General features: G+C 69.4%; 22 protein-coding genes. 13 read left to right on the top strand and 9 right to left on the bottom strand.

From position 1 onward, the window contains the following. The first annotated feature begins 299 nt into the window (after window positions 1-299). A complete protein-coding gene (locus AB0K36_RS04790; protein ID WP_364588291.1) occupies window positions 300-917 on the top strand; it encodes a hypothetical protein in 618 nt (205 codons plus the stop codon). Between the two features lie 108 nt (window positions 918-1,025). Here AB0K36_RS04790 and AB0K36_RS04785 read toward each other — a convergent pair whose 3' ends face one another. From AB0K36_RS04785 to AB0K36_RS04775, 3 genes are all read right to left on the bottom strand, one after another. Then, on the bottom strand, window positions 1,026-1,256 hold the full coding sequence (locus tag AB0K36_RS04785) for a bacteriocin immunity protein (RefSeq protein ID WP_364588288.1): 231 nt from the start codon (window positions 1,254-1,256) through the stop codon (window positions 1,026-1,028). Window positions 1,257-1,342: 86 nt separating this feature from the next. Further along, window positions 1,343-1,723, bottom strand: coding sequence for a DUF6221 family protein (locus AB0K36_RS04780; protein ID WP_364588285.1), 381 nt, complete (start codon window positions 1,721-1,723; stop codon window positions 1,343-1,345). Between the two features lie 323 nt (window positions 1,724-2,046). Next, window positions 2,047-2,328 (bottom strand): hypothetical protein, encoded by a 282-nt coding sequence (locus tag AB0K36_RS04775; protein WP_364588282.1) that lies wholly within the window; start codon window positions 2,326-2,328, stop codon window positions 2,047-2,049. A gap of 175 nt (window positions 2,329-2,503) precedes the next feature. Between AB0K36_RS04775 and AB0K36_RS04770 the strand changes: the two genes are divergently transcribed. Further along, entirely contained in the window at window positions 2,504-2,773 is a 270-nt protein-coding gene (locus tag AB0K36_RS04770) for a hypothetical protein (protein WP_364588279.1), read from the top strand. Window positions 2,774-2,911: 138 nt separating this feature from the next. On the opposite strand, the gene AB0K36_RS04765 is transcribed toward AB0K36_RS04770, so the two are convergent. Beyond that, window positions 2,912-3,256: an STAS domain-containing protein gene (locus AB0K36_RS04765; protein ID WP_364588276.1), complete on the bottom strand. Its 345-nt coding sequence runs from the start codon at window positions 3,254-3,256 to the stop codon at window positions 2,912-2,914. A 149-nt stretch (window positions 3,257-3,405) separates the two neighbouring features. Beyond that, window positions 3,406-4,866 (bottom strand): ROK family transcriptional regulator, encoded by a 1,461-nt coding sequence (locus tag AB0K36_RS04760; protein ID WP_364588273.1) that lies wholly within the window; start codon window positions 4,864-4,866, stop codon window positions 3,406-3,408. 179 nt (window positions 4,867-5,045) lie between these two features. Here AB0K36_RS04760 and AB0K36_RS04755 point away from each other — a divergent pair, with 179 nt between their 5' ends. Genes AB0K36_RS04755 through AB0K36_RS04740 form a run of 4 tightly spaced genes read left to right on the top strand, consistent with a single transcriptional unit; the run spans window position 5,046 to window position 9,666 of the window. Beyond that, window positions 5,046-6,365 carry an ABC transporter substrate-binding protein gene (locus tag AB0K36_RS04755; RefSeq protein WP_364588271.1) on the top strand — a complete coding sequence of 440 codons (1,320 nt, stop codon included), beginning with the start codon at window positions 5,046-5,048 and terminating at the stop codon, window positions 6,363-6,365. Between the two features lie 11 nt (window positions 6,366-6,376). Further along, window positions 6,377-7,372, top strand: coding sequence for a carbohydrate ABC transporter permease (locus AB0K36_RS04750; RefSeq protein ID WP_364588268.1), 996 nt, complete (start codon window positions 6,377-6,379; stop codon window positions 7,370-7,372). A 37-nt stretch (window positions 7,373-7,409) separates the two neighbouring features. Further along, a complete protein-coding gene (locus AB0K36_RS04745) occupies window positions 7,410-8,249 on the top strand; it encodes a carbohydrate ABC transporter permease (protein WP_356623966.1) in 840 nt (279 codons plus the stop codon). 49 nt (window positions 8,250-8,298) lie between these two features. Then, window positions 8,299-9,666, top strand: a complete 1,368-nt coding sequence (locus AB0K36_RS04740; RefSeq protein WP_364588265.1) for a GH1 family beta-glucosidase — start codon at window positions 8,299-8,301, stop codon at window positions 9,664-9,666. A 75-nt stretch (window positions 9,667-9,741) separates the two neighbouring features. Here the strand turns inward: AB0K36_RS04740 and AB0K36_RS04735 are convergent, their stop codons facing one another. The 4 genes from AB0K36_RS04735 to AB0K36_RS04720 all read right to left on the bottom strand — a co-directional run bounded on the left by AB0K36_RS04735 (window position 9,742) and on the right by AB0K36_RS04720 (window position 14,850). Then, window positions 9,742-11,349: a glycoside hydrolase family 13 protein gene (locus tag AB0K36_RS04735; protein ID WP_364588262.1), complete on the bottom strand. Its 1,608-nt coding sequence runs from the start codon at window positions 11,347-11,349 to the stop codon at window positions 9,742-9,744. A gap of 126 nt (window positions 11,350-11,475) precedes the next feature. Continuing rightward, window positions 11,476-12,351, bottom strand: a complete 876-nt coding sequence (locus AB0K36_RS04730; protein ID WP_364588259.1) for a carbohydrate ABC transporter permease — start codon at window positions 12,349-12,351, stop codon at window positions 11,476-11,478. 15 nt (window positions 12,352-12,366) lie between these two features. Further along, a complete protein-coding gene (locus AB0K36_RS04725; RefSeq protein WP_364588256.1) occupies window positions 12,367-13,326 on the bottom strand; it encodes a carbohydrate ABC transporter permease in 960 nt (319 codons plus the stop codon). Between the two features lie 108 nt (window positions 13,327-13,434). Next, entirely contained in the window at window positions 13,435-14,850 is a 1,416-nt protein-coding gene (locus tag AB0K36_RS04720) for an extracellular solute-binding protein (protein WP_364588253.1), read from the bottom strand. 368 nt (window positions 14,851-15,218) lie between these two features. Here AB0K36_RS04720 and AB0K36_RS04715 point away from each other — a divergent pair, with 368 nt between their 5' ends. From AB0K36_RS04715 to AB0K36_RS04685, 7 genes are all read left to right on the top strand, one after another. Beyond that, window positions 15,219-18,623, top strand: coding sequence for a CARDB domain-containing protein (locus AB0K36_RS04715; RefSeq protein WP_364588250.1), 3,405 nt, complete (start codon window positions 15,219-15,221; stop codon window positions 18,621-18,623). 288 nt (window positions 18,624-18,911) lie between these two features. After that, entirely contained in the window at window positions 18,912-19,376 is a 465-nt protein-coding gene (locus AB0K36_RS04710) for an SRPBCC family protein (RefSeq protein WP_364588247.1), read from the top strand. A gap of 335 nt (window positions 19,377-19,711) precedes the next feature. Then, window positions 19,712-19,882: a putative leader peptide gene (locus AB0K36_RS04705; RefSeq protein ID WP_364588244.1), complete on the top strand. Its 171-nt coding sequence runs from the start codon at window positions 19,712-19,714 to the stop codon at window positions 19,880-19,882. Window positions 19,883-20,110: 228 nt separating this feature from the next. Continuing rightward, on the top strand, window positions 20,111-20,671 hold the full coding sequence (gene ssuE / locus AB0K36_RS04700) for an NADPH-dependent FMN reductase (RefSeq protein WP_364588241.1): 561 nt from the start codon (window positions 20,111-20,113) through the stop codon (window positions 20,669-20,671). A 61-nt stretch (window positions 20,672-20,732) separates the two neighbouring features. Beyond that, window positions 20,733-21,833, top strand: coding sequence for an ABC transporter substrate-binding protein (locus tag AB0K36_RS04695; protein ID WP_364588238.1), 1,101 nt, complete (start codon window positions 20,733-20,735; stop codon window positions 21,831-21,833). A gap of 8 nt (window positions 21,834-21,841) precedes the next feature. Next, window positions 21,842-22,681 carry an ABC transporter ATP-binding protein gene (locus AB0K36_RS04690; RefSeq protein ID WP_364588235.1) on the top strand — a complete coding sequence of 280 codons (840 nt, stop codon included), beginning with the start codon at window positions 21,842-21,844 and terminating at the stop codon, window positions 22,679-22,681. Then, on the top strand, window positions 22,678-23,583 hold the full coding sequence (locus AB0K36_RS04685) for an ABC transporter permease (RefSeq protein WP_364588232.1): 906 nt from the start codon (window positions 22,678-22,680) through the stop codon (window positions 23,581-23,583). The genes AB0K36_RS04690 and AB0K36_RS04685 overlap by 4 nt, the downstream gene beginning before the upstream one ends. Window positions 23,584-23,666 lie beyond the last annotated feature (83 nt).

Here is a 23,666-nt window from a genome sequence, read left to right as displayed (position 1 = left end):
GTCAGTGCTTCGTTCGCCGACGGAGCCGATGCCGGCGCAGACCCGGCGACCACCCGGCCCTGCCAACTCGCGCTCAATGCGCTGGTCCCTGCGTGGTTCATCCGGTCCTTCGCCGCGGACCTGAGCCAGCCCGTGGCGCTGGACGGGCGAGTCAACACGGCGTACCTCACCACTCAGGTCACCCAGGCTCCGGCCAGGAGCTTTTCCTGCCGCTCACGTGACAGTCGTTGCGACTGAACCTGATCGGCCACACAGGAAAATTGATCTTTGTCCAGTGTCGGCTGTGGCAAGGTGCTCATATGTCCAGCCCCATCGCGTATCCGGTCTTCCGCACCACCGACCCGGTACGGGCTCTGTGCGTGGCGCGTCAGCTTGTGGGAGTGGGCGACCTGCAGTACGCGGAGGTGTCAGTAGACGTCGAGCTGTGCACCGTCCCGGAAGTGTTGCGGATACGCGAGGCATTGCCGGACGCCTGGTTCCGGAAGGAGGATGCCGCGGGCTGGGCGCTGGATCTCACTGACCCGACGGGTTTGTACGGTGGTGTCCACGCGCCCGAGCTCTCGAGCGATCCGGACTTCCTCTCCTCGCACGTGCCGCTATGGGCATCGATGGAATATCGGCGCGTCGACAGCATCGAGGAGGAGTTCGCTGCCTTGGTGGGCTCGAATGTCGGCGAGATCTGGTGGTCCAGCCTGATCTGGCCCGATGTACCGGACTGCGACATCCGCGGCGAAGCCGACAACGCCCGGGTGTCACTGCTGTTCAACTGCCGCACCATAGGCCTCGACGAGCGCTCCGACGACCACACTGTGCTCGTCCACGTGCGCCGCAGGAATCGCGACGGATCCGAGGAACGGCACGCCTCCTGGCTGGCAGAGCAGATCGGTCAGTCCGTCATCGGCCCACCACAGGAGTGACCCCGATCGAGCCCAGCCGCTCCAGGTTGATTACGTGACTGTCCCGTCTGCGCATCACTCGGGGTGGACACAGCCATCGTGATCTGGCTCCGTAGCTGAGTACCGGCGTCACAAGACTGTCGGTCGGTAGGCCAAGGCCTGGTCGACCACTTCCTCGGCCGACAACTCCCGCTCCGGCGGCCAAAAGACCAGGCCACTGACGTAACCGGACGGACAGGCCAGAGCTCTGTCGAGCCGGGCCAGCCAGTCATTCACCTCGCCTTCGGAGGCGTGGTCCGCTTCCATGATCCGCCGCACGAGCGTGACCGCTTCCGCCCGACTCAACTCCACCGCACTCATCAGCCTCCTTCCAGCGGCCCCACCCAAAGGACTGTCCCGTAAAGATCTCCTGGCCCGTCGTGCGCTCTGCTCATGGTTGTGTTGCTTCAGGATCGCCCGGGGAAGTCGGGGTGGTCGGTGTAGGGCGAGGCGATGTCGATCAGGTCGTCGCATGGCCAGGGGTCGCCGTCGAACTGGCAGTCATTGCGGTCGTCCCACGGCAGTTCCGGGTCGCCCACTGCCGGACTGAGGGCGTGACGAGCCAGGATGCGTCGCTTGGCCTCGATCTCACGCAGGACGCGGGCCGGGTCGTGCAGGGCCACATGCAGAGCAATCGTGGGGTGGAAACCTGCGAGATCGGCCTGACAGAAGTCGACCGTGTGTCCATGAGCGGACCACTCCCCGCATCCGTCGCCGTCGCAACGCCGGGCCAAGTCGGCCTCCTCATCCAGCCGCGTCTTGAGGAACCTCACGAGATCTTCGTTCATAGGGGCATCCTCGATGATGCGTCGGGCGGCGACGCTTGATTTTCGTAGCGCGAGCAAGCCGTCCTTCGCCGGCGACGGTGAAATTATCTCGGTGTGGCTGGTGTGGTGTGACCACGGTGTCGGAGCCGTCTTGGATAGCCCCGTCCACCGGGTTGAGTCCCCGCCCGTTCGGCAAGCTGGTGGCTGTGCTGCGGTGCGAGGGTGCGGACGCGGCCCGCAAGGGCCGGCCGTGGGGCCTGCCACTGGAGGACCGGGGGCCCGAGTTGGGCATTGCCCAGCTGCGCATCTTGCGCTGACCCGATAAGCGAGGGGTGCAGCCCGGCTCAGGCCGCGCCGGAGCCCGCCGGCTGCGGGGGCCTCTGGTGCCCGCACTCCAGCCGCTCGCCGTCCGCGTCAGTCACGGTGTACTCCAGGACGACCTTGGCCGGGTCACCGTCCTCATAGAGCCACACCGTGATGCCCTCCTGGCAGAGAGCGGTAGAGAACCAGACATCGACCCCCTCAACCTCCGGAACGACCGTGAAGACCTCCCCGGGTTTCAGCCAGTAGTCCTCACCGTACGGCTCGATGAAGTGCCAGAGGTTGCCGTCGCCCACATTCTCCACAGGCAACCTGCTGCGTCCCACTTGTCTCCCAAGACCGCTGCCTCCATGAACCCCTACACGCTATCCACCAGCCCGCTTCGGCGCCGCCATCGATATCGTTGTGCCCACGCGCCCGGTGCCGGGCGCGACGGACGGGGATGCCGTCGCGACCCCACAGCGGAATGAGGCACGGCCGGTGACCACGATCGACGTCGACCGGCTGGTAGCGGTCGGAAGGACCTGGCTGACGGATGTCGCGCCCGGCGCGAACCTCAATGTCGTCGAGCTGGACGACGGCGCGGGCGTGTGTGTCGTGCACGCCGTCCGAGGCGGCGGCAAGGTCTACGTGGCGCCCGACGGGACGGTGCTGTTCGCCGGCTCGTCGGTGACCTTCGAGGCCGGGCTCGGCGCGTTCCTCGACGGAGCCCGCACGGCGCCGGAGGGCGCCCGTCCGGTCGCGCAGTAAGGCGCCCTTTACGGGCCGGCACGTGGTCCAGCAACTGGATGCGTGACGGGCCGGGGGTGCGGGAGGGGTCGTCACGGCAAGGCGCCGGCGCATCGGGCTCCGGGCTGGCACGGCACCGTCCGGGACCGGCGTGGCCGGTCAGGTCTCGATCGTCGCCACCGTGTCGACGCCCGCGTGCCGCAGGGTGCGCACCACGCCGCGGCGGGCGCCTCGGACGGTGATGCCGGCCGATTCCGGCGCGACGGTCACGGCGCGGAGCAGGCCGTAGGCGCACGCGAGGTCGATCCGCTCGAGACCGCTCATCTCCAGCACCCAGGTGCCTGCCTGTCTCAGCCGTGGGTCGAGGAGCCGTTCCTCGAGCTCAGGCAGCGCGTGGGTGTCCAGGACACCCGAGAAGACCAGGACGGCGTTCCGGCCGTCCGCCTCCACGATCCGAACGGACCCGGCCTGTGGGCGGGCGGGCTGGTCGGGTTCGACTGCCACAGCGACCTCCTCAGCGGTAGGCAGGGGCGTGCGCTTCCATTGTCTCAAGCCGGACGGCCGAGCCGGGATCGATCAGGGGCCGAAACCTGACGCGGCCGACGGCCGAGCGGGGCCGCGCCCGGTCGCCGAGCCCGTCCGCTCCCCCGCTGTCAGCTCGGCACCCGGCCTTCCAGCGCGGACCGCCAGGCCGGCGGTACGGCTTCGCGCACCGGCTCCGCCGGTCTGCCGCCGCCCGCCAGGAAGCCGGCCAGCGGCAGGGTGGCCGCGCCGACCGTGACCGCGTCCGGCCCCAGTTGCCCCAGGTCGATGGTCACCCGCCCGGCCGGATAGCGGAGCGAGTACGACGTGGCGTGCTCCCGCACGGCGGCGAGGAATCGAGGGCCGAGCTGGAGCCCGGCCCAGCCGCCGATGAGGACGCGCTCGGGCTGGAAGAGGTTGATGAGGCCGGACAGCCCGGCACCCAGGTACTCCGCGGTCTCCTCCACGACGGCGAGCGCCACCGGATCCGCCCCTGCGCCACCGTCCGGATCCATCCCTTCACCGCCGTCCGGCTCCGCCGCCACCTGACCGCCGCCCCGGCCCGCCACCTCGCCGCCGTCGCGGTCCGCGCCCCGGCCACCGCCCGCACCCGCCACCTGACCGCCGCCCCCGCCCACGACCTCGCCGCCGTCCCGGCCCACGACCTTGCCGCCGTCCGGGTACGCCGCGGAGAGCAGTGCCGTCAGTGCCGTCTCCTCGTCGGCCCCCTCCGGCGGCCGGCCGCCCGCCTCGCGCCACCGGTCCACCAGGGCCTCCGCCCCCGCGTACGCCTCGAGGCAGCCCAGCGCTCCGCAACGGCAGCGGCGGCCGCCGACGTTGACCGTCAGATGGCCCCACTCCAGGGCCCTGCCCTGTTCGGCGGTGTCCGTGACGTGACAGGCGCCCACGCCGGAGCCGAAGAGGATCACGGCCACGCTCTGTGCGCCCCGGCCGGCGCCGAACCACATCTCGGCCTGGCCGAGGGTCCTCGCGCCGTTCTCGATGAAGAACGGCACGGTCTCGGGCAGCCGGCAGGAGGCACGCAGCAGGGATTCCAGGGGTACCGCGTCCCAGCCGATGGTCTGGCCGTGGACGACGGCCCCGCACTCGGGTGTGGCGGCGACGATGCCGGGCACGCCGACACCGACGCCGAGGAGTCCGTCGATCCCGATTCCCGTCACGTGCAGCACCTCGTCCATGGCGTGGCGGATGTGCTCCACGATGACCCCGACGTCGTAGTCGACTCCGTTCAAGGGCCGTTCGGTGCGGGCCAGTTCCGTGAGCGTGAGGTCGAACAGCTCCACCCGGACCCGGGTTTCACCGACGTCGACACCGATGAGGCATCCGCTGCCGGGCGCGACACGGACCAGGGTGCGGGGGCGGCCGCCGTCGGACTCGATACTGCCGGCTTCCTCCACCAGGCCGTCGCCCAGGAGTTCGCCCACGACGTTGCTGATGGTGCCGGAGCTCAGTCCGGTGGCGGGTCCGAGGGCCTGCCTGCTCATGGGGCCATCGAAATACAACCGTTGCAGTACGGTCGCGCGATTGCTCCGCCGCAGGTCATTGACCGTTCGCCCGCTTCGTCCAGACATCCTTCGCTCCTTCGGCCCGCGCTGTCCCGGAAGTGCGCCGGGTCGCACCCCTTGACGATGTCGCTCGCGAAAGCTTAACTCACGTCCTAAATTAAGCCGTGAGGGCATTCAGAGGTTGAAGCCGCAGCCTGTCGGCCCCTCCCCGCGGCGCCACCCCTCCGGAAGGGACACCTGGAGTTATGCGCAGATACAGAGCTGTAGCCAGTGGTGCGGTCGCCGTCTCCCTGCTCGCCACCGCGACCGCGTGCGGCGGTGGCTCGTCCGCCGGAGGCGGCGGATCCAACGAGTCACCGAAGACCCTCACCTACTGGGCGTCGAACCAGGGTCCGAACATCGAGGCCGACAAGAAGATCCTCGAGCCGGAGCTGAAGAAGTTCGAGCAGAAGACCGGCATCAAGGTCAAGCTCGAGGTCGTTCCGTGGTCCGACCTGCTGACCCGAATCATGACCGCCACCACGTCCGGCCAGGGCCCCGACGTCCTGAACATCGGCAACACCTGGTCCGCGTCCCTCCAGTCCACCGGCGCGCTGCTGCCGTGGGACGAGAAGAACTTCTCGAAGATCGGCGGCAAGGACCGGTTCGTGGAGGCCGCGCTCGGCTCGACCGGGGCGGCCGGTTCCGACCCGGCGGCGGTGCCGCTGTACTCGATGTCGTACGCGCTCTACTACAACAAGAAGATGTTCGCGGACGCCGGCATCGAGAAGCCGCCGGCCACCTGGGACGAGATGGTCGCGACCGGCAAGAAGCTGTCGAAGGACGGCAAGTGGGCCCTGGGCGCGGAGGGCGCGAACCTGTCCAACAACATCCACCAGGTGTTCGTCCTCGGCAAGCAGCACGGCGCCGACTTCTTCGACGCCGAGGGCAGACCCGACTTCACCTCCGACGGCGCCGTCGCGGCCGTGAAGCAGTACGTGGACTTCATGGCCAAGGACAAGATCATCGCTCCGGGCAACGCCGAGTACGCCCAGAACCAGTCGCTGAGCGACTTCGCCAAGGACAAGACGGCGATGGTGCTGTGGCAGGCGGCCGCCTCCACGTTCAAGTCCCAGGGCATGGGCGACGACGAGTGGGGCGTCGCGCCGGTGCCCGTCCATGCGGGCGCTCCGGGCCAGGGCAAGAACGTCAACTCCATGGTCGCCGGCATCAACATGGCCGTCTTCAAGAACACCAAGAACCTCGACGGTGCCCTGGAGTTCGTGAAGTTCATGACCAGCGACGAGGAGCAGAAGCTGCTCTGCAAGACCTACGGGTCCATACCGCCGGTCAAGGCCGCGCAGAGCGACCCCGCGTTCGACCGGCCTGAACTGAAGGTCCTGCGTGACACCCTCGCCACCAGTGCCGAGGCGCTCCCCCAGGTCCCGAGCGAGTCGCAGTTCGAGACGGTCGTGGGCACCGCGGTCAAGAACCTCTTCGCCTCCGCCGCCAATGGCGGTGAGGTGACCACCGAGTCCGTCAAGGCCGAACTGGCCAAGGCCCAGCAGCAGATGCCCCAGCAGTGAGCGACACTCTCATGAACACGACCGCCGTCCCGGCCACCGGGGAACCGGCCGTGCGGAAGAACTCCCCCGGGGCGGCGCGCGGCCCGCGCCGTCCCGGGCGGACCCGCCGCACGGCGCTGCCGTACCTGCTGTTGCTCCCGGCGCTGCTGCTGGAGATCCTGATCCACCTGCTGCCGATCGTCATCGGCGTCGCGATGAGCTTCAAGGAGCTCACGCAGTTCTATCTGCGCGACTGGGGAGCCGCCCCGTGGCGGGGCCTGGACAACTTCAGGTTCGCGGTCGACTTCGACACGCCGGCCGGTGAGTCGCTGCTCAAGTCGTTCACGACCACGTGCCTGTTCACCGTTCTGTCCGTCGGTCTGTGCTGGCTGCTCGGCACCGCGGCGGCGGTCTTCATGCAGGAGACGTTCAAGGGCCGCGGCTTCCTGCGGGCCCTGTTCCTGGTGCCGTACGCGCTGCCCGTCTACGCCGCCGTCATCACCTGGTCGTTCATGTTCCAGCGCGACAACGGCCTGATCAACCACGTGCTCCACGACCAGCTGGGGCTGACCGACAACCCTTCCTTCTGGCTGATCGGCGACAACAGCTTCTGGGCCCTGCTCATCGTCTCGGTGTGGAAGGGCTGGCCGTTCGCCTTCCTCATCATCATGGCCGGTCTGCAGAACATTCCCAAGGAGCTGTACGAGGCGGGAGCGCTCGACGGCGCCGGCATGTGGCAGCAGATCCGCAAGATCACGCTGCCGTCGCTGCGCAGTGTCAACCAGGTGCTGGTCCTGGTGCTCTTCTTGTGGACGTTCAACGACTTCAACACGCCGTTCGTGCTGTTCGGCAAGTCGGCGCCGGAAGCGGCCGACCTCATCTCCATCCACATCTACCAGTCTTCCTTCGCCACCTGGAACTTCGGCGCCGGTGCGGCCATGTCCGTACTGCTGTTGCTCTTCCTGCTGCTGGTGACGGGCGTCTATCTCTTCTTCACCTCCCGCGGGAGGAAGGCCACCGATGCATAGTTCTCCGGAAACCGACACCGCCGTGCCCCGGTCCCCGATGGCCGCGCCGCGGTCCTTCGTATGGTCCCGGCGGATCTTCCTGACCCTGCTGACGGGCTTCGTGCTGCTGCCCGTGTACGTCATGGTCTCCAGCTCGCTCAAACCGCTGGAGGACGTGTCGAGCGAGTTCCGGTGGATGCCGAGCGGTCTGACGATCCGCCCGTACTTCGACATCTGGGAGACCGTCCCGCTGGCGAAGTACTTCGTCAACTCCCTGATCGTGGCGGGTGCTGCCACCGTCTGCTCGGTGATCATCGCGATCTTCGCCGCGTATGCCGTCAGCCGGTACCGCTTCCGGGGCAAGCGGCTGTTCACCGTGTCCGTGCTGTCGACGCAGATGTTCCCCGGCATCCTGTTCCTGCTGCCGTTGTTCCTCATCTTCGTCAACATCGGGAACACGACCGGTGTCGCGCTGTTCGGCTCACGCGGCGGCCTGATCCTCACCTATCTCACGTTCTCGCTGCCGTTCTCCATCTGGATGCTGATCGGCTACTTCGACTCGGTGCCCAGGGAGCTGGACGAGGCCGCGCTGGTCGACGGCTGCGGGCCGCTGAAGGCCCTCTTCCGGGTCGTCGTGCCGGCGGCAATCCCCGGCATCGTCGCCGTCGCCGTCTACGCCTTCATGACGGCGTGGGGAGAGGTCCTCTTCGCCTCCGTCATGACCAACGACACCACGCGCACGCTCGCCGTCGGCCTCCAGGGCTACTCGACGCAGAACGACGTGTACTGGAACCAGATCATGGCCGCTTCCCTCGTGGTCTCCGTCCCCGTGGTGGCGGGCTTCCTGCTCCTCCAGCGCTATCTGGTCACCGGACTCACCGCCGGCGCCGTGAAGTGACCGGCGCCCTGCCGCGCCATCCCCTGATCCCTTGTCAGAAAGGACGTCCGTGACCGAGTTCACCGACCTCGCCGCCCTCCCGCAGGACTTCGCCTGGGGGACCGCCACCTCCGCCTACCAGATCGAGGGCGCGGTCGCCGAGGACGGCAGGTCGCCTTCCATCTGGGACACGTTCTCGCACACCCCCGGCAAGATCGAGGGCGACGACCACGGCGATGTCGCCTGCGACCACTACCACCGCTGGCGCGAGGACATCGCGCTGATGAAGCGGCTGGGCACCAACGCCTACCGCCTCTCCGTCGCCTGGCCCCGCGTCGTGCCGGGCGGCGACGGCGCGGTCAACGCCAAGGGCCTCGACTTCTACGACCAGCTCGTGGACGGGCTGCTCGACGCGGGCATCACGCCGTCCGTCACGGTCTACCACTGGGACCTGCCGCAGGCCCTGCAGGACCGGGGCGGCTGGCCGGAAAGGGACACCGCCCACCACCTCGCGGCGTACGCCTCCGCCGTCGCCGAACGGCTCGGCGACCGCGTCAAGCACTGGGCCACGCTGAACGAGCCGCTGTGTTCCGCGTGGATCGGGCACCTGGAGGGCCGGATGGCTCCTGGGGCGACGGATCTGACCGCCGCCGTCCGTGCCTCGTACCACCTGCTGCTGGGCCACGGTCTGGCCGCCGGGGCGATCCGGGCCGCCGCGCCGGGCGCGCAGGTGGGGATCGTCAACAACCTGTCCACGGTGGCCCCCGCGAGCGACCGCGACGAGGATGTCGCCGCGGCCCGGCGGATGGACGGCCACACCAACCGCTGGTGGCTCGACCCCGTCCACGGGCGTGGTTTCCCCGCCGACATGCTCGAGGTGTACGGCGTCGAACTCCCGGAGCTGCCGGGTGACATGGAGACCATCGCCGCTCCGCTGGACTGGCTGGGGCTGAACTACTACTTCCCCGCGGTCGTCACCGACGATCCCACCGGTCCCGCGCCCTTCGCCCGGCAGGTCGAGCGTCCCGGCGTGCCGCGTACCGGCATGGACTGGGAGATCGACGCGAACGGCATCGAGGCGCTGCTGCTGCGGCTCACCGACGAGTACGGCGCGCGCAGGCTCTACGTCACCGAGAACGGCTCCGCCTACCCGGACGTCGTCCGCGCCGACGGCAGCATCGACGACAGGGAGCGTGCCGGGTACCTGGAAGAGCACCTGGCCGCCTGCGCCCGGGCCGTCCGCAAGGGCGCACCGCTGGCGGGCTACTTCGCCTGGTCCCTGCTGGACAACTTCGAGTGGGCGTACGGCTACGACAAGCGCTTCGGCCTCGTCCATGTCGACTACGCCACGCAACGCCGCACCATCAAGGGCAGCGGCCACCGCTACACGGACATCATCCGCGCGCACCGCGAGATGCGCGCCGGCAACGCGGCCTGACCGGTCGGCCGAGGGCCCGGGACGCGTCGCGTCCCGGGCCCTTGCCGTCTTCCGGCCGGCGCCGGCGCGTCCCGGTCAGATCCGCAGCCACACCGCCGTGTCCTGCGGCAACTGCCCGCCGTCGTCCAGCGGGCCGCTGGCGAGCAGCAGGCTTGTGTGCGGCGGGAGCCGGACGGGCTCCGCGTCGAAGTTCACCAGGCACACCAGCCCGCCCGGCCGGGCGAAGGCGAGCACGGCAGGGCCGCCGACGGACAGCCAGGTGAACGGGCCGTCCCCGAAGCCGGGCTCGTCGCGGCGCAGCCGCAGAGCTTCCCGGTAGAGGCTGAGCATCGACCGGGGGTCCCCGGCCTGGCGGTCGGCGGCGTAGGCGGCCCAGTCCGCCGGTTGCGGCAGCCACGGTTCGGTCCGGGAGCCGAATCCGCTGTACGGCGCGTCCGCGCTCCACGGCAGCGGCACCCGGCAGCCGTCCCGGCCCGGGTCCGTCCCCCCGGAGCGGTGGTGCATCGGGTCCTGGATGCGGCTCGGCGGGATCTCCGCCTCCGGCAGGCCCAGTTCCTCGCCCTGGTAGAGGTAGACGGCGCCCGGCAGCGCGAGGGTGAGCAGTGCGGCGGCGCGGGCGCGCCGGGTGCCGAGTTCCAGGTCGGTGGGTGTGCCGAAGGCCTTGGTGGCGAAGTCGAAGGCGGTGTCCTCGCGGCCGTAGCGGGTCACGGTGCGGGTGACGTCGTGGTTGCACAGCACCCAGGTGGCGGGGGCGCCGACCGGCGCGTGCTCGGCGAGTGTGTCGTCGATGGTGCGGCGCAGCCGCCGCGCGTCCCAGGGGCTGCTGAGGAAGTTGAAGTTGAAGGCGGTGTGCAGTTCGTCGGGGCGCAGGTAGCGGGCGAATCGCTCGGCGTCGGGCAGCCACACCTCACCGACGAAGACCGCGCCGTACTCGTCGGCGACGGCCCGCCAGGAGCGGTAGATGTCGTGGAGTTCGTCGCGGTCGATGTAGGGGTGCGGGTCGCGGCCCTCGACGAAGTCGGCCAGGTCGGGATCCTTGGCCGGCAGGGCGGCGGAGTCGATCCGTACGCCTGCCACACCGCGTTCGAACCAGAAGCGCAGTACGTCCTCGTGTTCCTCGCGGACGGCCGGATGAGCCCAGTTCAGGTCGGGCTGCTGGGGCGTGAAGAGGTGGAGGTACCACTCGCCGTCCTCGACCCTGGTCCAGGTGCTGCCGGCGAACTGCGAGGGCCAGTCGTTGGGCGGCAGTTCGCCGTTCGCGCCGCGTCCGGGGCGGAAGTGGAACAGCTCGCGTTCCGGGCTGCCCGGTCCCGCGGCGAGTGCGGCGCGGAACCAGGCGTGCTGGTCGGAGACATGGTTGGGGACGATGTCGACGATGGTGCGGATGTTCAGCTCGCGGGCCTCCGCGATCAGCTTCTCCGCCTCGGCAAGGGTGCCGAACGCCGGGTCGATGGCGCGGTAGTCGGCGACGTCGTACCCGCCGTCGGCCAGCGGCGAGAGGTACCAGGGCGTGAACCAGATCGCGTCGACGCCCAGTTCGGCGAGATACGGCAGCCTGGCCCGTACGCCGGCGAGGTCCCCGGTGCCGTCACCGTCACCGTCGGCGAAGCTGCGCGGGTACACCTGGTAGATGGCGGCGCTGCGCCACCAGTTGTCGGTGCGGTCCGAATGAGGGACTGCCACGGGAGGTCCTTTCGGGCAGAGGGTTCTCCGCCGCCGGCCCGGACAGCGAGGCGTCAAGGACGGACCGGCGGCGGAGGCTTCATGGGTGAGCGCGGGGGCGGGCCGCCGCGAGGGCGGCCGGGCATGTCAGCCCTTCAGGCCGCCCGCGGTGAGACCGCTCATGATGTTGCGCTGGAAGAGGAGGAAGATGAGCAGCGTCGGCACGGACGCGATGGTGAGCGCCGCTATCAGGATGTTCTCGGGCACACCGGTGGACAGTGAGTAGATGCCGACGTTCAGCGTCTGCTTGGTCGGGTCGGGCAGGGTGAGCATCGGCCAGAGGAAGTCCTTCCAGACGCCGACCACCGCGAAGATGGAGACGACGCCCAGAATGGGCCGTGAGATGGGCAGCACGATCGACCGGAGCGTGCGCATGGGGCTCGCGCCGTCCATGGAGGCCGCGTCGAGCAGCTCCTTCGGGATGGAGTCGAAGAAGCGCTTCAGCAGGAAGATGTTGAAGGCGTTGGTGACGGACGGCAGCCAGATCGCCCAGGGCGAGTTCAGCAGGTTGCGTTCGAAGACCGGCACGTCGAGCACGGTCAAGTACTGGGGCACGACGAGCACGGTCGCCGGGATCATGAGCGTGGCGAGCATCATGCCGAGGATCGCCTTGCCGAAGACGGGCCTGAGGCGGGACAGCGAGTAGGCCGCGGCCACGTCGAGGACCAGCTGGAAGGCGAGGGCCCCGAAGGCGTAGTAGAGCGTGTTGAACAGCAGCCGGGCCAGGTCCATGACCTCCCAGGCCCGCGAGTAGTTCTCGGGGTGGAGGGCGTCCGGCACGAGCGTCGGCGGGGTCTGGACCACTTCCTGGGTGGTCTTGAGTCCGCCGGAGACCATCCAGTACAGCGGGCCCAGGAAGACCAGCGTGAACAGGACGACGACCAGGGCGAAGGTGACCCAGTAGAGGACCTTGCCGCGGGGCCGTGCCAGCTGGGCCGGCGAGATGAGAGTGCGTGTGGTCATCTGTCGGTTCCCGTCCTACTCGTCCTCGGCGCGGCTGAGTTTCACGTACACGGCCGAGATTCCGGCGAGCAGCACGAGCAGCACCAGGCCGAGCGCCGCCGCGGCGCCGTAGTTGTTGAAGTTGAAGGCGTACTGGTAGATGAGATACACGACGGTGGTGGTCGAGCCCTCCGGGCCCGCGCCGCCGGTGAGCAGGAAGGGCTCCACGAACACCTGCATGGTCGCGATGACCTGCATGAGCAGCATCAGCGAGAGGATCAGCCGGGTCTGCGGGACGGTGACGTGCCAGATCTTCCGGAGGACGCCGGCGCCGTCGAGCTCGGCCGCTTCGTAGAGTTCTCCCGGGATGCCCTGGAGTGCCGCCAGGTAGATCAGGGTGGCGCCGCCCATGTTCATCCAGGTCGCCGCGATGACGACGGAGAGCATGGAGGTGTCGGGGTCCTGGAGCCACTGCTGGGCGGGCAGGCCGAAGAAGCCGAGGATCTCGTTGAAGAGTCCGTAGCCGGGGTCGTAGAGGTACTTGAACAGCAGCACCGACGCGACCGGCGGCAGCATCACCGGCAGGTAGACGAGCATGCGCAGGTAGCCCTGGGCATGGCGGAACTCGTTGAGCACCACGGCGACGAGGAACGGCACGGCGAAGCCGAGGAGCAGCGCGAGGACCGTGAACAGGGCGGTGTTGCGCCATGCCTGCCAGAAGGCCGGGTCGTTGAAGACGGTGGTGAGGTTGGACCAGCCGGCCCAGGTGGTCTGTCCGCCCTCGGTCTTCTGGAAGGCGAGGAGGAACTCCCTGACCATCGGGTACCAGGAGAAGAACGAGAAGCAGAGCACGGCACCGATCAGGAATCCGTGGGCCGTGAGGTTGCGGCGAAGGGCCTTGGCGAAACCTCCGCCGCGGGGCCGCGGGACGTCCCCGCGGTGCCGCGGGCGGCGGGGCCCGGCCGCCTTGTCCGTGGTCATGGTGGGGGCCGACATGGTTGCTCCTTGGTGCGTCGTGATGACGTGACGGTGCCGGCGCGCCGGCTCGTGAGGCCGGCGCGTCGGCGGGGTGCACGGGGGCCGGGCGGGCCCGGTCCCCGTGTGTCACCCGGTGGCGAGCACCTGGTCGACCTGTGACGCCGCCGTCGTGAGGAGCTTGTCGATGTCGGCGTCCTCGTTGGTGAGGATGCCGGACATCACGTTGTCGAGGACCTTGTAGATCTCCTGCGCCTTGGGCGGTTCGGCCTTGCCCGGGACCGGGTTGTCCATGAAGGTCTTGAAGTTGGCGACGGGCATGGAGGCGTGCTGGGCGCGGGCCGCGTCGTCCTTGGTCTTGGACCCGTCGAGCCAGAAGTTGGGCTGCGGAAGTCCGACCGGCAGCTTGTCCGCCTTGCTGCGGGCCCAGTCGAACTGGCCCTTGCCGACGGTGAGGTTCTTGAAGTTGAGCCAGGCGACGGCGGCCTTGATCTTGTCCGGGGAGATCCCCTTCTTGATCATGTAGTTGTTGCCGCCGGCCAGCGTGCTGCGCTCACCGGGTATCGGTCCCATGCCGAAGTTCTCGTACGAGGCGCCGAGTTGCTGAACCATGTACGTGATGTCGTCCGGGGCGGCCAGGAACATCCCGAGCTTGTCTGAGGCGATCTGCTTCTGGAGGTCGCCCCACTTCAGCAGTTGCGTCTGCCCCATGCTCTTGTCCTGCCAGCGCATGGCGTGGAGGTTCGCCGCGACCTGCTTGCCGATGTCGTTGTCGAAGGCGGCCTTCTTGCCGCTCGCGTCCACGATCTCGCCACCGAGGCTGTACATCTGTGCGGTGAAGTGCCAGCCGCCGGTGTTCCCGGCGCTGTACTCGCCGAAGCCGGCGATGCCCTTGCCGAGTCCGGCGATCTTCTTGGCGGCCGTGCGGACCTCGGCCCAGGTGCGGGGCGGGTTGTCCGGGTCGAGCCCGGCCTGCTGGAAGAGCTTGCGGTTGATGAGCAGGCCCATCGTGTAGTTGCTGGTGGGCAGCCCGTACAGCTTGCCTTCGTGCTTCAGGGAGTTCAGTACGTCCGGGTCGATGTCCCCCAGCAGCGGGACGGTCTTGTCGGTGACGTACGCGGTGATGTCCGCGGCGCCGTCGTGGTCCAGCACCTGCGGCAGGTCGGTGAAGTAGGTGTAGAAGACGTCCGGCTGGGACTTCGCCTTCAGCATGGCGGTGAAGCGCGGCGGTTCCAGGCACTGACCGGGCGTGGAGCGGCCCTGGATCGTGATGTTCGGGTAGGTCTTGTTGAACGCGGCGACGTCTTCCTTCCACTGCTCGAGCTCGGCGGCCTTGGCGGCCGGCGGCATGCAGTCGATCGTGAGCGTCAGCTTCGTCTTCGGGTCCAGTGGAGCGGCGGGGTCGGAATTGCCGCCGCTGTCGGATCCGCCGCTGTTGTCGCTGGTGCTGCTCGTGCCGCAGGCGGCGAGCGCGGTGAGCGTGAGCGCGGATACGAGGGTGACCGCGCCGGCGCGGCGTGAACGACGGAACCGAGCACTTCTCATGGATGGTCCCCTTCGGGCATGAACGTGGAAGGCGCCCCACCACCGATGCGAGGCGGGCGTCGCACACTCAATCATCACCACCAGGTGAACGCAATATCTCGCGCATGTTCCGTAATTGATTGACAGGTGGTTGCAGAACGGGACAGGTGCGTCCGAGGACCCCCTCCGCGGGCGGGATCCCGGCAAGCCGTACCACTGGAGTCCCGCAACGCACGCGGCGGCTACGCAAGGACCGTTGACAAACGAACCCAGCGCTAGAAACCTGTCAGCGCACTCAGCGCAAACATTTGACTGAATCACTCAAATTCTGTCCCGGGAGCGCTGGACCGGCTCCGGGGCCCGCCGTCACCTACGGAACCGAGGACACCATGAGACGCAGACTGTTCAGATGGCGACTGCTGCCGGGCACGCTCGTAGCCGGGCTGGTCGCCGCCGGGCTGCTGCCCGTCAGCACTGCTCACGCGGCTGATCCGAGCCCCAACCTCGCCCTCGGCAGGGCCGCGACCGCGGGCGGCTCCCACGGGTCCTACCCCGCCGCCAACACCACCGACGGCAGCCAGCATTCGTACTGGGAGGGCCCGGCGGGCAGCTTCCCGCAATGGGTCCAGGTCGACCTCGGCAGCAGGACGGACGTGGACCGGGTGGTGCTGAAGCTGCCCTCCACCTGGGAGGCGCGCACCGAGACGCTCAGCATCCAGGGCAGCGGCGACGGCAGCGCCTTCAGCACGCTCTCCGCCTCCGCGGCCCGGTCGTTCAGCCCGTCGCAAACGAACACCGTGGGCATCGACGTCACCGCCGACGACATCCGCTACGTCCGTGTGCAGGTCACGGCCAACACCGGCTGGAACGCCGCACAGCTCTCAGAGATCGAGGTCTACGGGGAGACCGGGGACACCGGCAACCCGCCCGTGGACGGCGCCGACCTTGCCCACGGCAAACCGATCGAGGCGTCCTCGACGACCCAGTCGTATGTCGCCGCCAACGCCAACGACGGCCGTGTCACCACCTACTGGGAAGCCGGCGGCCATCCCTCGACACTGACGGTGAAGCTGGGCGCCAACGCGGACGTCGAGGCCGTCGTCGTCAAGCTCGACCCGAACCCGATATGGGGAGCCCGGACCCAGAGCATCCAGGTGCTCGGCCGCGAGCAGTCCGCGAGCGGCTTCACCTCGCTGAAGGACCGCGCCGACTACGCCTTCGCCCCGTCCACGAACCAGAACACGGTGACCATTCCGGTCACCGGCCGCTACGCCGACGTGCAGCTGAAGTTCTTCGGCAACACCGGGGCCCCCGGCGGGCAGGTGGCCGAGTTCCAGGTCATCGGCACCGGGGCGCCCAACCCCGACCTCACGCTCACGGAGCTGACCTGGTCACCGGCCTCTCCCTCCGAGAGGGACGCCGTGACCGTGAACGCGACGGTACGCAACGCCGGCACGGCGCCGGCCGGCGCGACCACGCTCGACGTCAGTCTGGAAGGCGTCGTCGCGGGCAGCGCCCCGGTGGGGGCCCTCGCCGCGGGCGCCACGGCCACCGTCGCGGTCGACGTCGGCAGACGCCCCATGGGCAGGTACACGGTCACGGCCGTGGTCGACCCGAGGGACACGATCGTCGAGGCCGACGACACCAACAACAGCCGCACGGCCGCCTCCCAGCTTGTCGTCGGCCAGAGCCCCGGACCGGACCTGGAGGTCCGCTCCATCACCACCAGCCCGGCGAACCCCGCCGTCGGATCCCCGGTGACCTTCACCGTGGCCGTGCACAACCGCGGCACCACCGCCGTCGGCGCCGGCACCGTCACGCGCCTGGTCGCGGGCGGCACCACGCTCCAGGGCACGACCGGCCAGGTCCCCGCCGGCGGGACGGTCGACGTACCCATCGGCGGCAGCTGGACCGCCACCAGCGGCGGCGCGACGCTGACGGCCACCGCCGACGCGACGGCCCTGGTCGCGGAGACCGACGAGAACAACAACGTGCTCGCGCGTTCCGTGGTCGTCGGCCGCGGGGCCGCGGTGCCGTACACCGAGTACGAGGCCGAGGACGCCCGGTACGAGGGCACCCTGCTCACCGCCGACCGGAAGCGCACCTTCGGGCACACGAACTTCGCCACCGAGTCCTCCGGCCGCGAGTCGGTCCGGCTGAACTCCACCGGCCAGTTCGTCGAGTTCACCTCCACCAACGCGTCCAACTCGATCGTCGTGCGCAACTCCGTCCCCGACGCTCCCGGCGGTGGAGGAGCGGACGCCACCATCAGCCTCTACGCCGACGACACCTTCGTGCGGAAGCTGACCCTCACGTCCAAGCACAGCTGGCTGTACGGCAACACCGACAGTCCCGAAGGGCTGACGAACACCCCCCAGGCCGATGCCAGGCGGCTGTTCGACGAGTCCCACGCACTGCTGTCGCAGACCTATCCGCCCGGAACGAGGTTCCGGCTGCAGCGCGACGCGGGCGACTCCGCGGCCTTCTACATCATCGACCTGATCGACCTGGAGCAGGTGGCCCCGGCGGCGAGCCGACCGTCCGAGTGCACCTCGATCACCTCCTACGGAGCGGTGCCCAACGACGGGATCGACGACACGGACGCCATCCAGCGTGCGGTGACCGCCGACCAGGAAGGTGACATCGGCTGCGTGTGGATCCCGGCGGGGCAGTGGCGCCAGGAGCAGAAGATCCTCACCGACGACCCGCTCGACCGGGGCACCCACAACCAGGTCGGCATCAGGGACGTCACCATCCGCGGCGCGGGCATGTGGCACTCCCAGCTCTACACCCTGACCCCGCCCCACGAGGCGGGCGGCATCAACCACCCGCACGAGGGCAACTTCGGCTTCGACATCGACGACAACACCAAGATCTCCGACATAGCGATCTTCGGCTCGGGCACCATCCGGGGCGGGGACGGCAACGCCGAGGGCGGTGTCGGCCTCAACGGCCGGTTCGGCCAGGACACCAAGATCTCCAACGTGTGGATCGAGCACGCCAACGTCGGTGTCTGGGTCGGCCGCGACTACTCCAACATCCCCGAGCTGTGGGGGCCGGGAGACGGCCTCGAGTTCACCGGGATGCGCATCAGGAACACGTATGCCGACGGCATCAACTTCGCCAACGGCACACGCAACTCGACGGTGTTCAACTCCTCGTTCCGCAACACCGGTGACGACGCCCTCGCGGTGTGGGCCAGCCGGTACGTCAAGGATCCCGCCACCGACATCGGCCACGACAACCACTTCCGCAACAACACCGTCCAGCTGCCCTGGCGCGCCAACGGCATCGCGATCTACGGCGGCTACGGAAACACCATCGAGAACAACCTGATCTCCGACACGATGAACTACCCCGGCATCATGCTGGCGACCGACCACGATCCGCTGCCCTTCTCGGGCCGGACCCTGATCGCCGGCAACGCGCTGCACCGCACCGGCGGGGCCTTCTGGGGCGAGGCGCAGGAGTTCGGTGCGATCACGCTCTTCGCGGCGGGGCAGGACATCCCCGGTGTCACCGTCCGGGACACCGAGATCCGCGATTCCACGTACGACGGCATCCAGTTCAAGTCGGGCGGGGGCGCCGTGCCGGGCGTGCAGATCCAGAACGTCATCATCGACGGGTCCGGCAACGGCTCGGGCATTCTGGCCCATGGGGGCGCCCGTGGCAGCGCGACCCTGACGGACGTGACCATCACGAACTCGGCCGAGGGCGATGTGGTGATCGAACCGGGCTCGCAGTTCGTGATCAACGGTGCGCCCGCCGCGGCGTCGGAGAGGAGGACACGGTGACCGTCCCGACGACGCGGGACTGATCACCGCGGGAGCGGTTTCCAGGAGACCGATCGTGGTCCCGGCCGAGGCGTACGTCGTACCGACACACCGCCGGAGCCGGGGCCACGTTCCGTGCTCCGGCTGCCCCGCGTGGCGAAGCGGGGCCCTGGCCCCAGGGCGCGGCGAAGAGCGACGTGAGGCGCGGGCGTATCTGGGTACCCGGACCTCAGCACGGACGGTCCGGGCACGACCCGGGCCCGTCGTCGTGCTGAAAGAGGGATCGCCGCAGAACAGAAGGAGGCACTGATGAGCACCGTGAAGGAAGCCGTCGAGGTCGAGGTTCCGGTGCGGACCGCGTACAACCAGTGGACCATGTTCGAGGAGTTCCCCCGCTTCATGGAGGGCGTCGAGGAGATCCGGCAGATCGACGACCGCCACAACCACTGGACGACCAAGATCGGCGGCGTGCGTCGCGAGTTCGACACGGAGATCGTCGACCAGTTCCCCGACGAGCGGATCGCCTGGCGGACCATCAGTGGCGACACACAGCAGAAGGGCACCGTCCGCTTCGAGCGTCTGGACGACACGCACACGCGGGTGGAGCTGGTCATGGACGTCGAACCGTCCGGTCCTGCTGAGAAGGTCGCCGACGTCACGGGCACCATCGACCGGCGCGTCAAGGGGGACATGCGGAGGTTCAAGGACTACATCGAGAGCCAGGGCGGCGAGTCCGGCGGCTGGCGCGGCCGGATCGCGCCGAGCGACGCGTGATGCCCCTCGCGTGGCGTCCGGCGCCCGCGGCCTGACGCGCCCGTCGATGTCGACGCGCGGCCGCGACGCCGCTTCGCCACGCGGGGCTGCTTCCCCGTAGACCTGTGGCCCGCTGCCCACGGGTGCCTCGTAACCGGCCGGCGCGCACTGCGCGCCGGCCGGTCCGCTGTGTACGGGGCCAGTCCGCTTTGTAGGGGGCCGGTCCGCTGTGTACCCCGGTCCGCTCTGTAGGGGCCAGCCCGGTTTGCGCGGCCTCGCCCCTGCGACGGCCCGCAGGTGATTCACCGCCTCCCGGCGGCTGAGAATGCGATTTGTGAACGGCGGACTTCAGGCGCATGGCGAGATATTCGGCATGTGAGACGGGCCCGTTTCCCGCATTGACGTGGCCGATTCGCGCTGCAAGCCTCATGGGCGTGAGCCAGTCAGCGAACTTCACCGCGCGGCGGCACGTCGATCTTCGACGGCACGCCAGCGCCCTCTGTCTGTTCCACCGCCGCGGCTGCTAGGCCCCGTCCGGCGGGTCGCTCCTACGCCTGGTCCGCAGGGCGCTGTCCCCTTCCCTGGCCCCCCGCGTCGTCCGCGCTCGGCCCGGCCCCGACCCCGGCCCCGGCCCCGGCGCCGGATGAGTTCGCCTTCCTCCGGCGCCCGTTCTTCCTTCCTGCCTTTTCCGTCATTCTTCGGCATTCCCTCGCTGCGATTCCGCCGGGCTGCCGTATTTCGTCCAGGGGGCTGCTGTGCCGTCCGTCGTCGCCATTTCCGGAAGCCCGTCCGCCGATTCCCGGACCGCCCGCGTGGTCCACCACGTGCTGCACCGGCTCACGGTCGGCGGGGACGGCGCCGACCACATCGCCGTACGCGACCTCCCCGCGCAGGAACTCCTCAGGGGGTCGGTCGCGCACCCCGTGCTGGGGCAGGCGCTGGAGGCTGTGGCCCGCGCCGAGGGCGTCGTCGTGGCCACGCCCGTGTACAAGGCCTCGTACAGCGGCCTGGTGAAGGTGTTCCTCGACCTGCTGCCGCAGGCCGGGCTGGCCGGGAAGACGGTGCTGCCGCTCGTCACCGGCGGCAGCCTCGCGCACATGCTCGCCATGGACTACGCGCTGCGCCCGGTGCTGTCGGCGCTGGGCGCCCGCCATGTGGTGCCCGGTGCGTTCCTGCTGGATTCGGCGATCGAGCGCCTCGGCGCGGACGCGTGCCGGGTCGACCCGGCAGCAGAGTTGCGGCTCCTCGAGGCCGTGGACGGATTCACCCGTGCGCTCACCGGCCGGGAGGCGCTCACCGTCACCGCCGGCACCTGAGCTCCGTACGTGCTCCTGCCCGCTCTCCCCCTCTCCCTCTCTCCCTGAACAGGAAGTTCCCATGAGTACGTTGCGCCCGGCGGACCGACGCCGGTTCCTCGCCCTGCTCGGTCTCTCGGCGGTCGCGGTCGGCTGCGGCACGGCCGTGGGCGGTGGAGGCTCCGGCAAGGGCGGCACCAGAACACTCCGCTACCAGGGGTGGACCGGCCAGGTCACGCCCGCGGAACTCGCCCAGGATCTCGGACATCTGGAGGACGTGAAGCTGGAGTGGGTCGGCGACACCATCAGCGGCCCTCAGGACATCCAGTCTGCGGCCACGGGCCAGACCGACTTCGGCGGCGCGTTCAACGGCGCGGTGGTCAAGCTCGCCGCCAACGGCACCCCGGTCAAGGCCGTCATCAGCTACTACGGCGCCGACAAGGATGCCTACAGCGGCTACTACGTACTCGCCGACAGCCCGATCCGCTCCGCCCGCGACCTCATCGGCAAGAGGGTCGGCATGAACACTCTCGGCGCGCACTCGGAGGCCATGCTGGACATATACCTCCAGCGCGGCGGACTCTCCGCCACGGAGGCCGACAGGGTCGAGTCGCTCGTCGTGCCGCCGGTCAACACCGAGCAGTCCCTGCGCCAGAAACAGATCGACGTAGCCGTGCTGAGCGGTGTGCTCCGGGACAAGGCGCTCGCGAGCGGCGGCCTGCGGCCGATCTTCACCGATCACCAGCTCCTCGGTTCCTTCAGCGCCGGGACGTACGTCATGACGGAGCGGTTCGTCGAACAGAACCCCGACACGGTACGGACGTTCGTCACCGGCGTGGGGCGCGCGATCGACTGGTCGCGCACCACCCCCCGCGACGAGGTCGTCGCGCGCATGACGGAGATCGTCAAGAAGCGTGGACGGAACGAGGACGTCGCCACGCTGCGCTACTGGAAGTCGTTCGGCGTCGCCCGGCCCGGCGGTCGCATCGACGGCGACGAATTCCGGCTCTGGATCGACTGGCTGGCCGAGCGCGGCGACATCGACCGGGGCCGGGTCCGGCTCGACGCCCTCTACAGCAACGACTACAACGCCGCGGCGTCCGCGTCGCCTTCGCCTTCAGCTCCGAAGGCGACGGCGAGCGGGACGACGGCGACAGCGACAGCGACAGCGAGCGGGAGGTGAGCGGCACCGTGGCTGATTCCGTGAACGCGCACACGGCCAAGATCGTCCTCGACGGCGTACGCAAGGAGTTCCCCGTCAAGGGCCGGAACGGCGAGCGGTCCGCGGTCACCGCCCTGGACGGTATCGACCTCACCGTGGGAGCCGGCGAGTTCCTCGTCGTCGTCGGCCCCAGCGGCTGCGGCAAGTCGTCCCTGCTCGACCTGCTCGGGGGCCTCTCCCGGCCCACTTCGGGCAGCATCCTGCTCGACGGTTCACCGGTCACCGGACCCGGTCTGGACCGGGGCCTCGTCTTCCAGCAGTACGCGCTGCTGCCCTGGCGCACTGCCCAGGGCAACGTCGAATTCGGTCTGGAGGCCACCGGCGTACCGCGGCGTGAACGCGCCGCCCGCGCCCGGGAGTTCCTGGACCTGGTGGGACTGAGCGGGTTCGAGGGCCGTCATCCCCACGAGCTGTCGGGCGGTATGCGGCAGCGGGTCGCCATCGCGCGGAGCCTCGCGTACGACCCGGACGTACTGCTGATGGACGAGCCGTTCGCGGCGCTGGACGCCCAGACCCGTGAGTCTCTCCAGGACGAGCTGCTGCGCATCTGGCAGCGCACGGGGAAGACGGTCGTGTTCATCACGCACGGCATCGACGAGGCCGTCCACCTGGGACAGCGCGTGGCCGTCATGACCTCCCGGCCCGGCCGGATCAAGGAAGTCGTACCGATCGACCTGCCCGCCCGCGCCGGCAGCGACGATCCGCGCTCCAGTCCCGAGTTCGCCCGGTACCGGCACCGGATCTGGTCCCTGCTGCGCGACGAGGTGTCCAGGGCCCAGCAGGAGGAACGAGAAGGAGTCGTCGTATGAGTCCCGTGACCGAGGCCGGCACCGGCCTGGCCCCGCATCCCGTGGCGCGCCCCCAGGGTGCCGCTCCGCAGCCGGTGGCCGTCCTGGCCGCTCCCCCGCCGCGCCCCGAACGGTTCCGCTCGGCCGTCCGGCGGTCGGCGTACGCCCTCGTCAAGGCCGGCACCACATCGGTGGCCGTCGTGGCGCTGGTCCTGCTGTGGGAGACGGCTCCCCGGTTCGGGCTGGTCGACCGGACGTTCCTGCCTCCGTTCAGTGAGGTCGCCCAGGCGTGGTGGCAGCTCGCCGCCGGCGGACAGCTGTCCGCCAACGCGGGCGCCAGCCTCACCCGCTCGCTCAGCGGATTCGGGATCGCGGTGGCGTTCGCCGTTCCCCTCGGGCTGCTGATCGGCTGGTACCGGCCGGTGGCGGACCTCCTCGGCCCGCTGCTGGAAGTGTTCCGGAACACCGCCGCCCTCGCGCTGCTGCCGGTGTTCGTGCTGCTGCTGGGCATCGGGGAGACGTCCAAGATCTCGATCGTCGTGTACGCCTGCACCTGGCCGGTGCTGCTGAGCACGATCAGCGCGGTGCGCTCCGTGGACCCGACGCTGCTGAGGCTCGCCCGGTCGCTGGACCTGTCCCCGCTGCGGCTGTTCCAGAAGGTGATCCTCCCGGCGTCCGTGCCGGCGGTCTTCACCGGGATCAGGCTCGCCGGGGCGGTGTCCGTCCTGGTGCTGGTCGCGGCGGAGATGATCGGCGCCAAGGCGGGACTCGGCCATCTGATCAACACCTCCCAGTACAACTTCGCCATCCCGCAGATGTACGCCGGGATCATCACGATCTCCGCGATCGGCGTGGCCTTCAATCAGCTCCTGGTCGCCCTGGAGCGGCGACTCAGCTCCTGGCGGGTCCCCGCGAACGGCTGAACCGGCCGCCTCCGCTGCCTGATCCCGTTCCCGGCTCCTGTGCCGGCTGCCCGCCGCTTCGCCCCTCCCTGTCCTCCATTCCC

Source organism: Streptomyces kurssanovii, assembly GCF_040677245.1.
Lineage (GTDB): Bacteria > Actinomycetota > Actinomycetes > Streptomycetales > Streptomycetaceae > Streptomyces > Streptomyces kurssanovii.
Note: the sequence above shows the minus strand (reverse complement) of the source record. Positions and strands in the feature narration are given on the sequence as shown.

Coding starts and splice junctions, on each gene's coding strand:
- AB0K36_RS04785 (WP_364588288.1), bottom strand. CDS start 1,256: ATGAGTGCGGTGGAGTTGAGTCGGGCGGAAGCGGTCACGCTCGTGCGG.
- AB0K36_RS04685 (WP_364588232.1), top strand. CDS start 22,678: ATGAGTCCCGTGACCGAGGCCGGCACCGGCCTGGCCCCGCATCCCGTG.
- AB0K36_RS04725 (WP_364588256.1), bottom strand. CDS start 13,326: ATGTCGGCCCCCACCATGACCACGGACAAGGCGGCCGGGCCCCGCCGC.
- AB0K36_RS04710 (WP_364588247.1), top strand. CDS start 18,912: ATGAGCACCGTGAAGGAAGCCGTCGAGGTCGAGGTTCCGGTGCGGACC.
- AB0K36_RS04780 (WP_364588285.1), bottom strand. CDS start 1,723: ATGAACGAAGATCTCGTGAGGTTCCTCAAGACGCGGCTGGATGAGGAG.
- AB0K36_RS04755 (WP_364588271.1), top strand. CDS start 5,046: ATGCGCAGATACAGAGCTGTAGCCAGTGGTGCGGTCGCCGTCTCCCTG.
- AB0K36_RS04750 (WP_364588268.1), top strand. CDS start 6,377: ATGAACACGACCGCCGTCCCGGCCACCGGGGAACCGGCCGTGCGGAAG.
- AB0K36_RS04790 (WP_364588291.1), top strand. CDS start 300: ATGTCCAGCCCCATCGCGTATCCGGTCTTCCGCACCACCGACCCGGTA.
- AB0K36_RS04695 (WP_364588238.1), top strand. CDS start 20,733: ATGAGTACGTTGCGCCCGGCGGACCGACGCCGGTTCCTCGCCCTGCTC.
- AB0K36_RS04760 (WP_364588273.1), bottom strand. CDS start 4,866: ATGTCTGGACGAAGCGGGCGAACGGTCAATGACCTGCGGCGGAGCAAT.
- AB0K36_RS04745 (WP_356623966.1), top strand. CDS start 7,410: ATGGCCGCGCCGCGGTCCTTCGTATGGTCCCGGCGGATCTTCCTGACC.
- AB0K36_RS04715 (WP_364588250.1), top strand. CDS start 15,219: ATGAGACGCAGACTGTTCAGATGGCGACTGCTGCCGGGCACGCTCGTA.
- AB0K36_RS04720 (WP_364588253.1), bottom strand. CDS start 14,850: ATGAGAAGTGCTCGGTTCCGTCGTTCACGCCGCGCCGGCGCGGTCACC.
- AB0K36_RS04730 (WP_364588259.1), bottom strand. CDS start 12,351: ATGACCACACGCACTCTCATCTCGCCGGCCCAGCTGGCACGGCCCCGC.
- AB0K36_RS04705 (WP_364588244.1), top strand. CDS start 19,712: ATGGCGAGATATTCGGCATGTGAGACGGGCCCGTTTCCCGCATTGACG.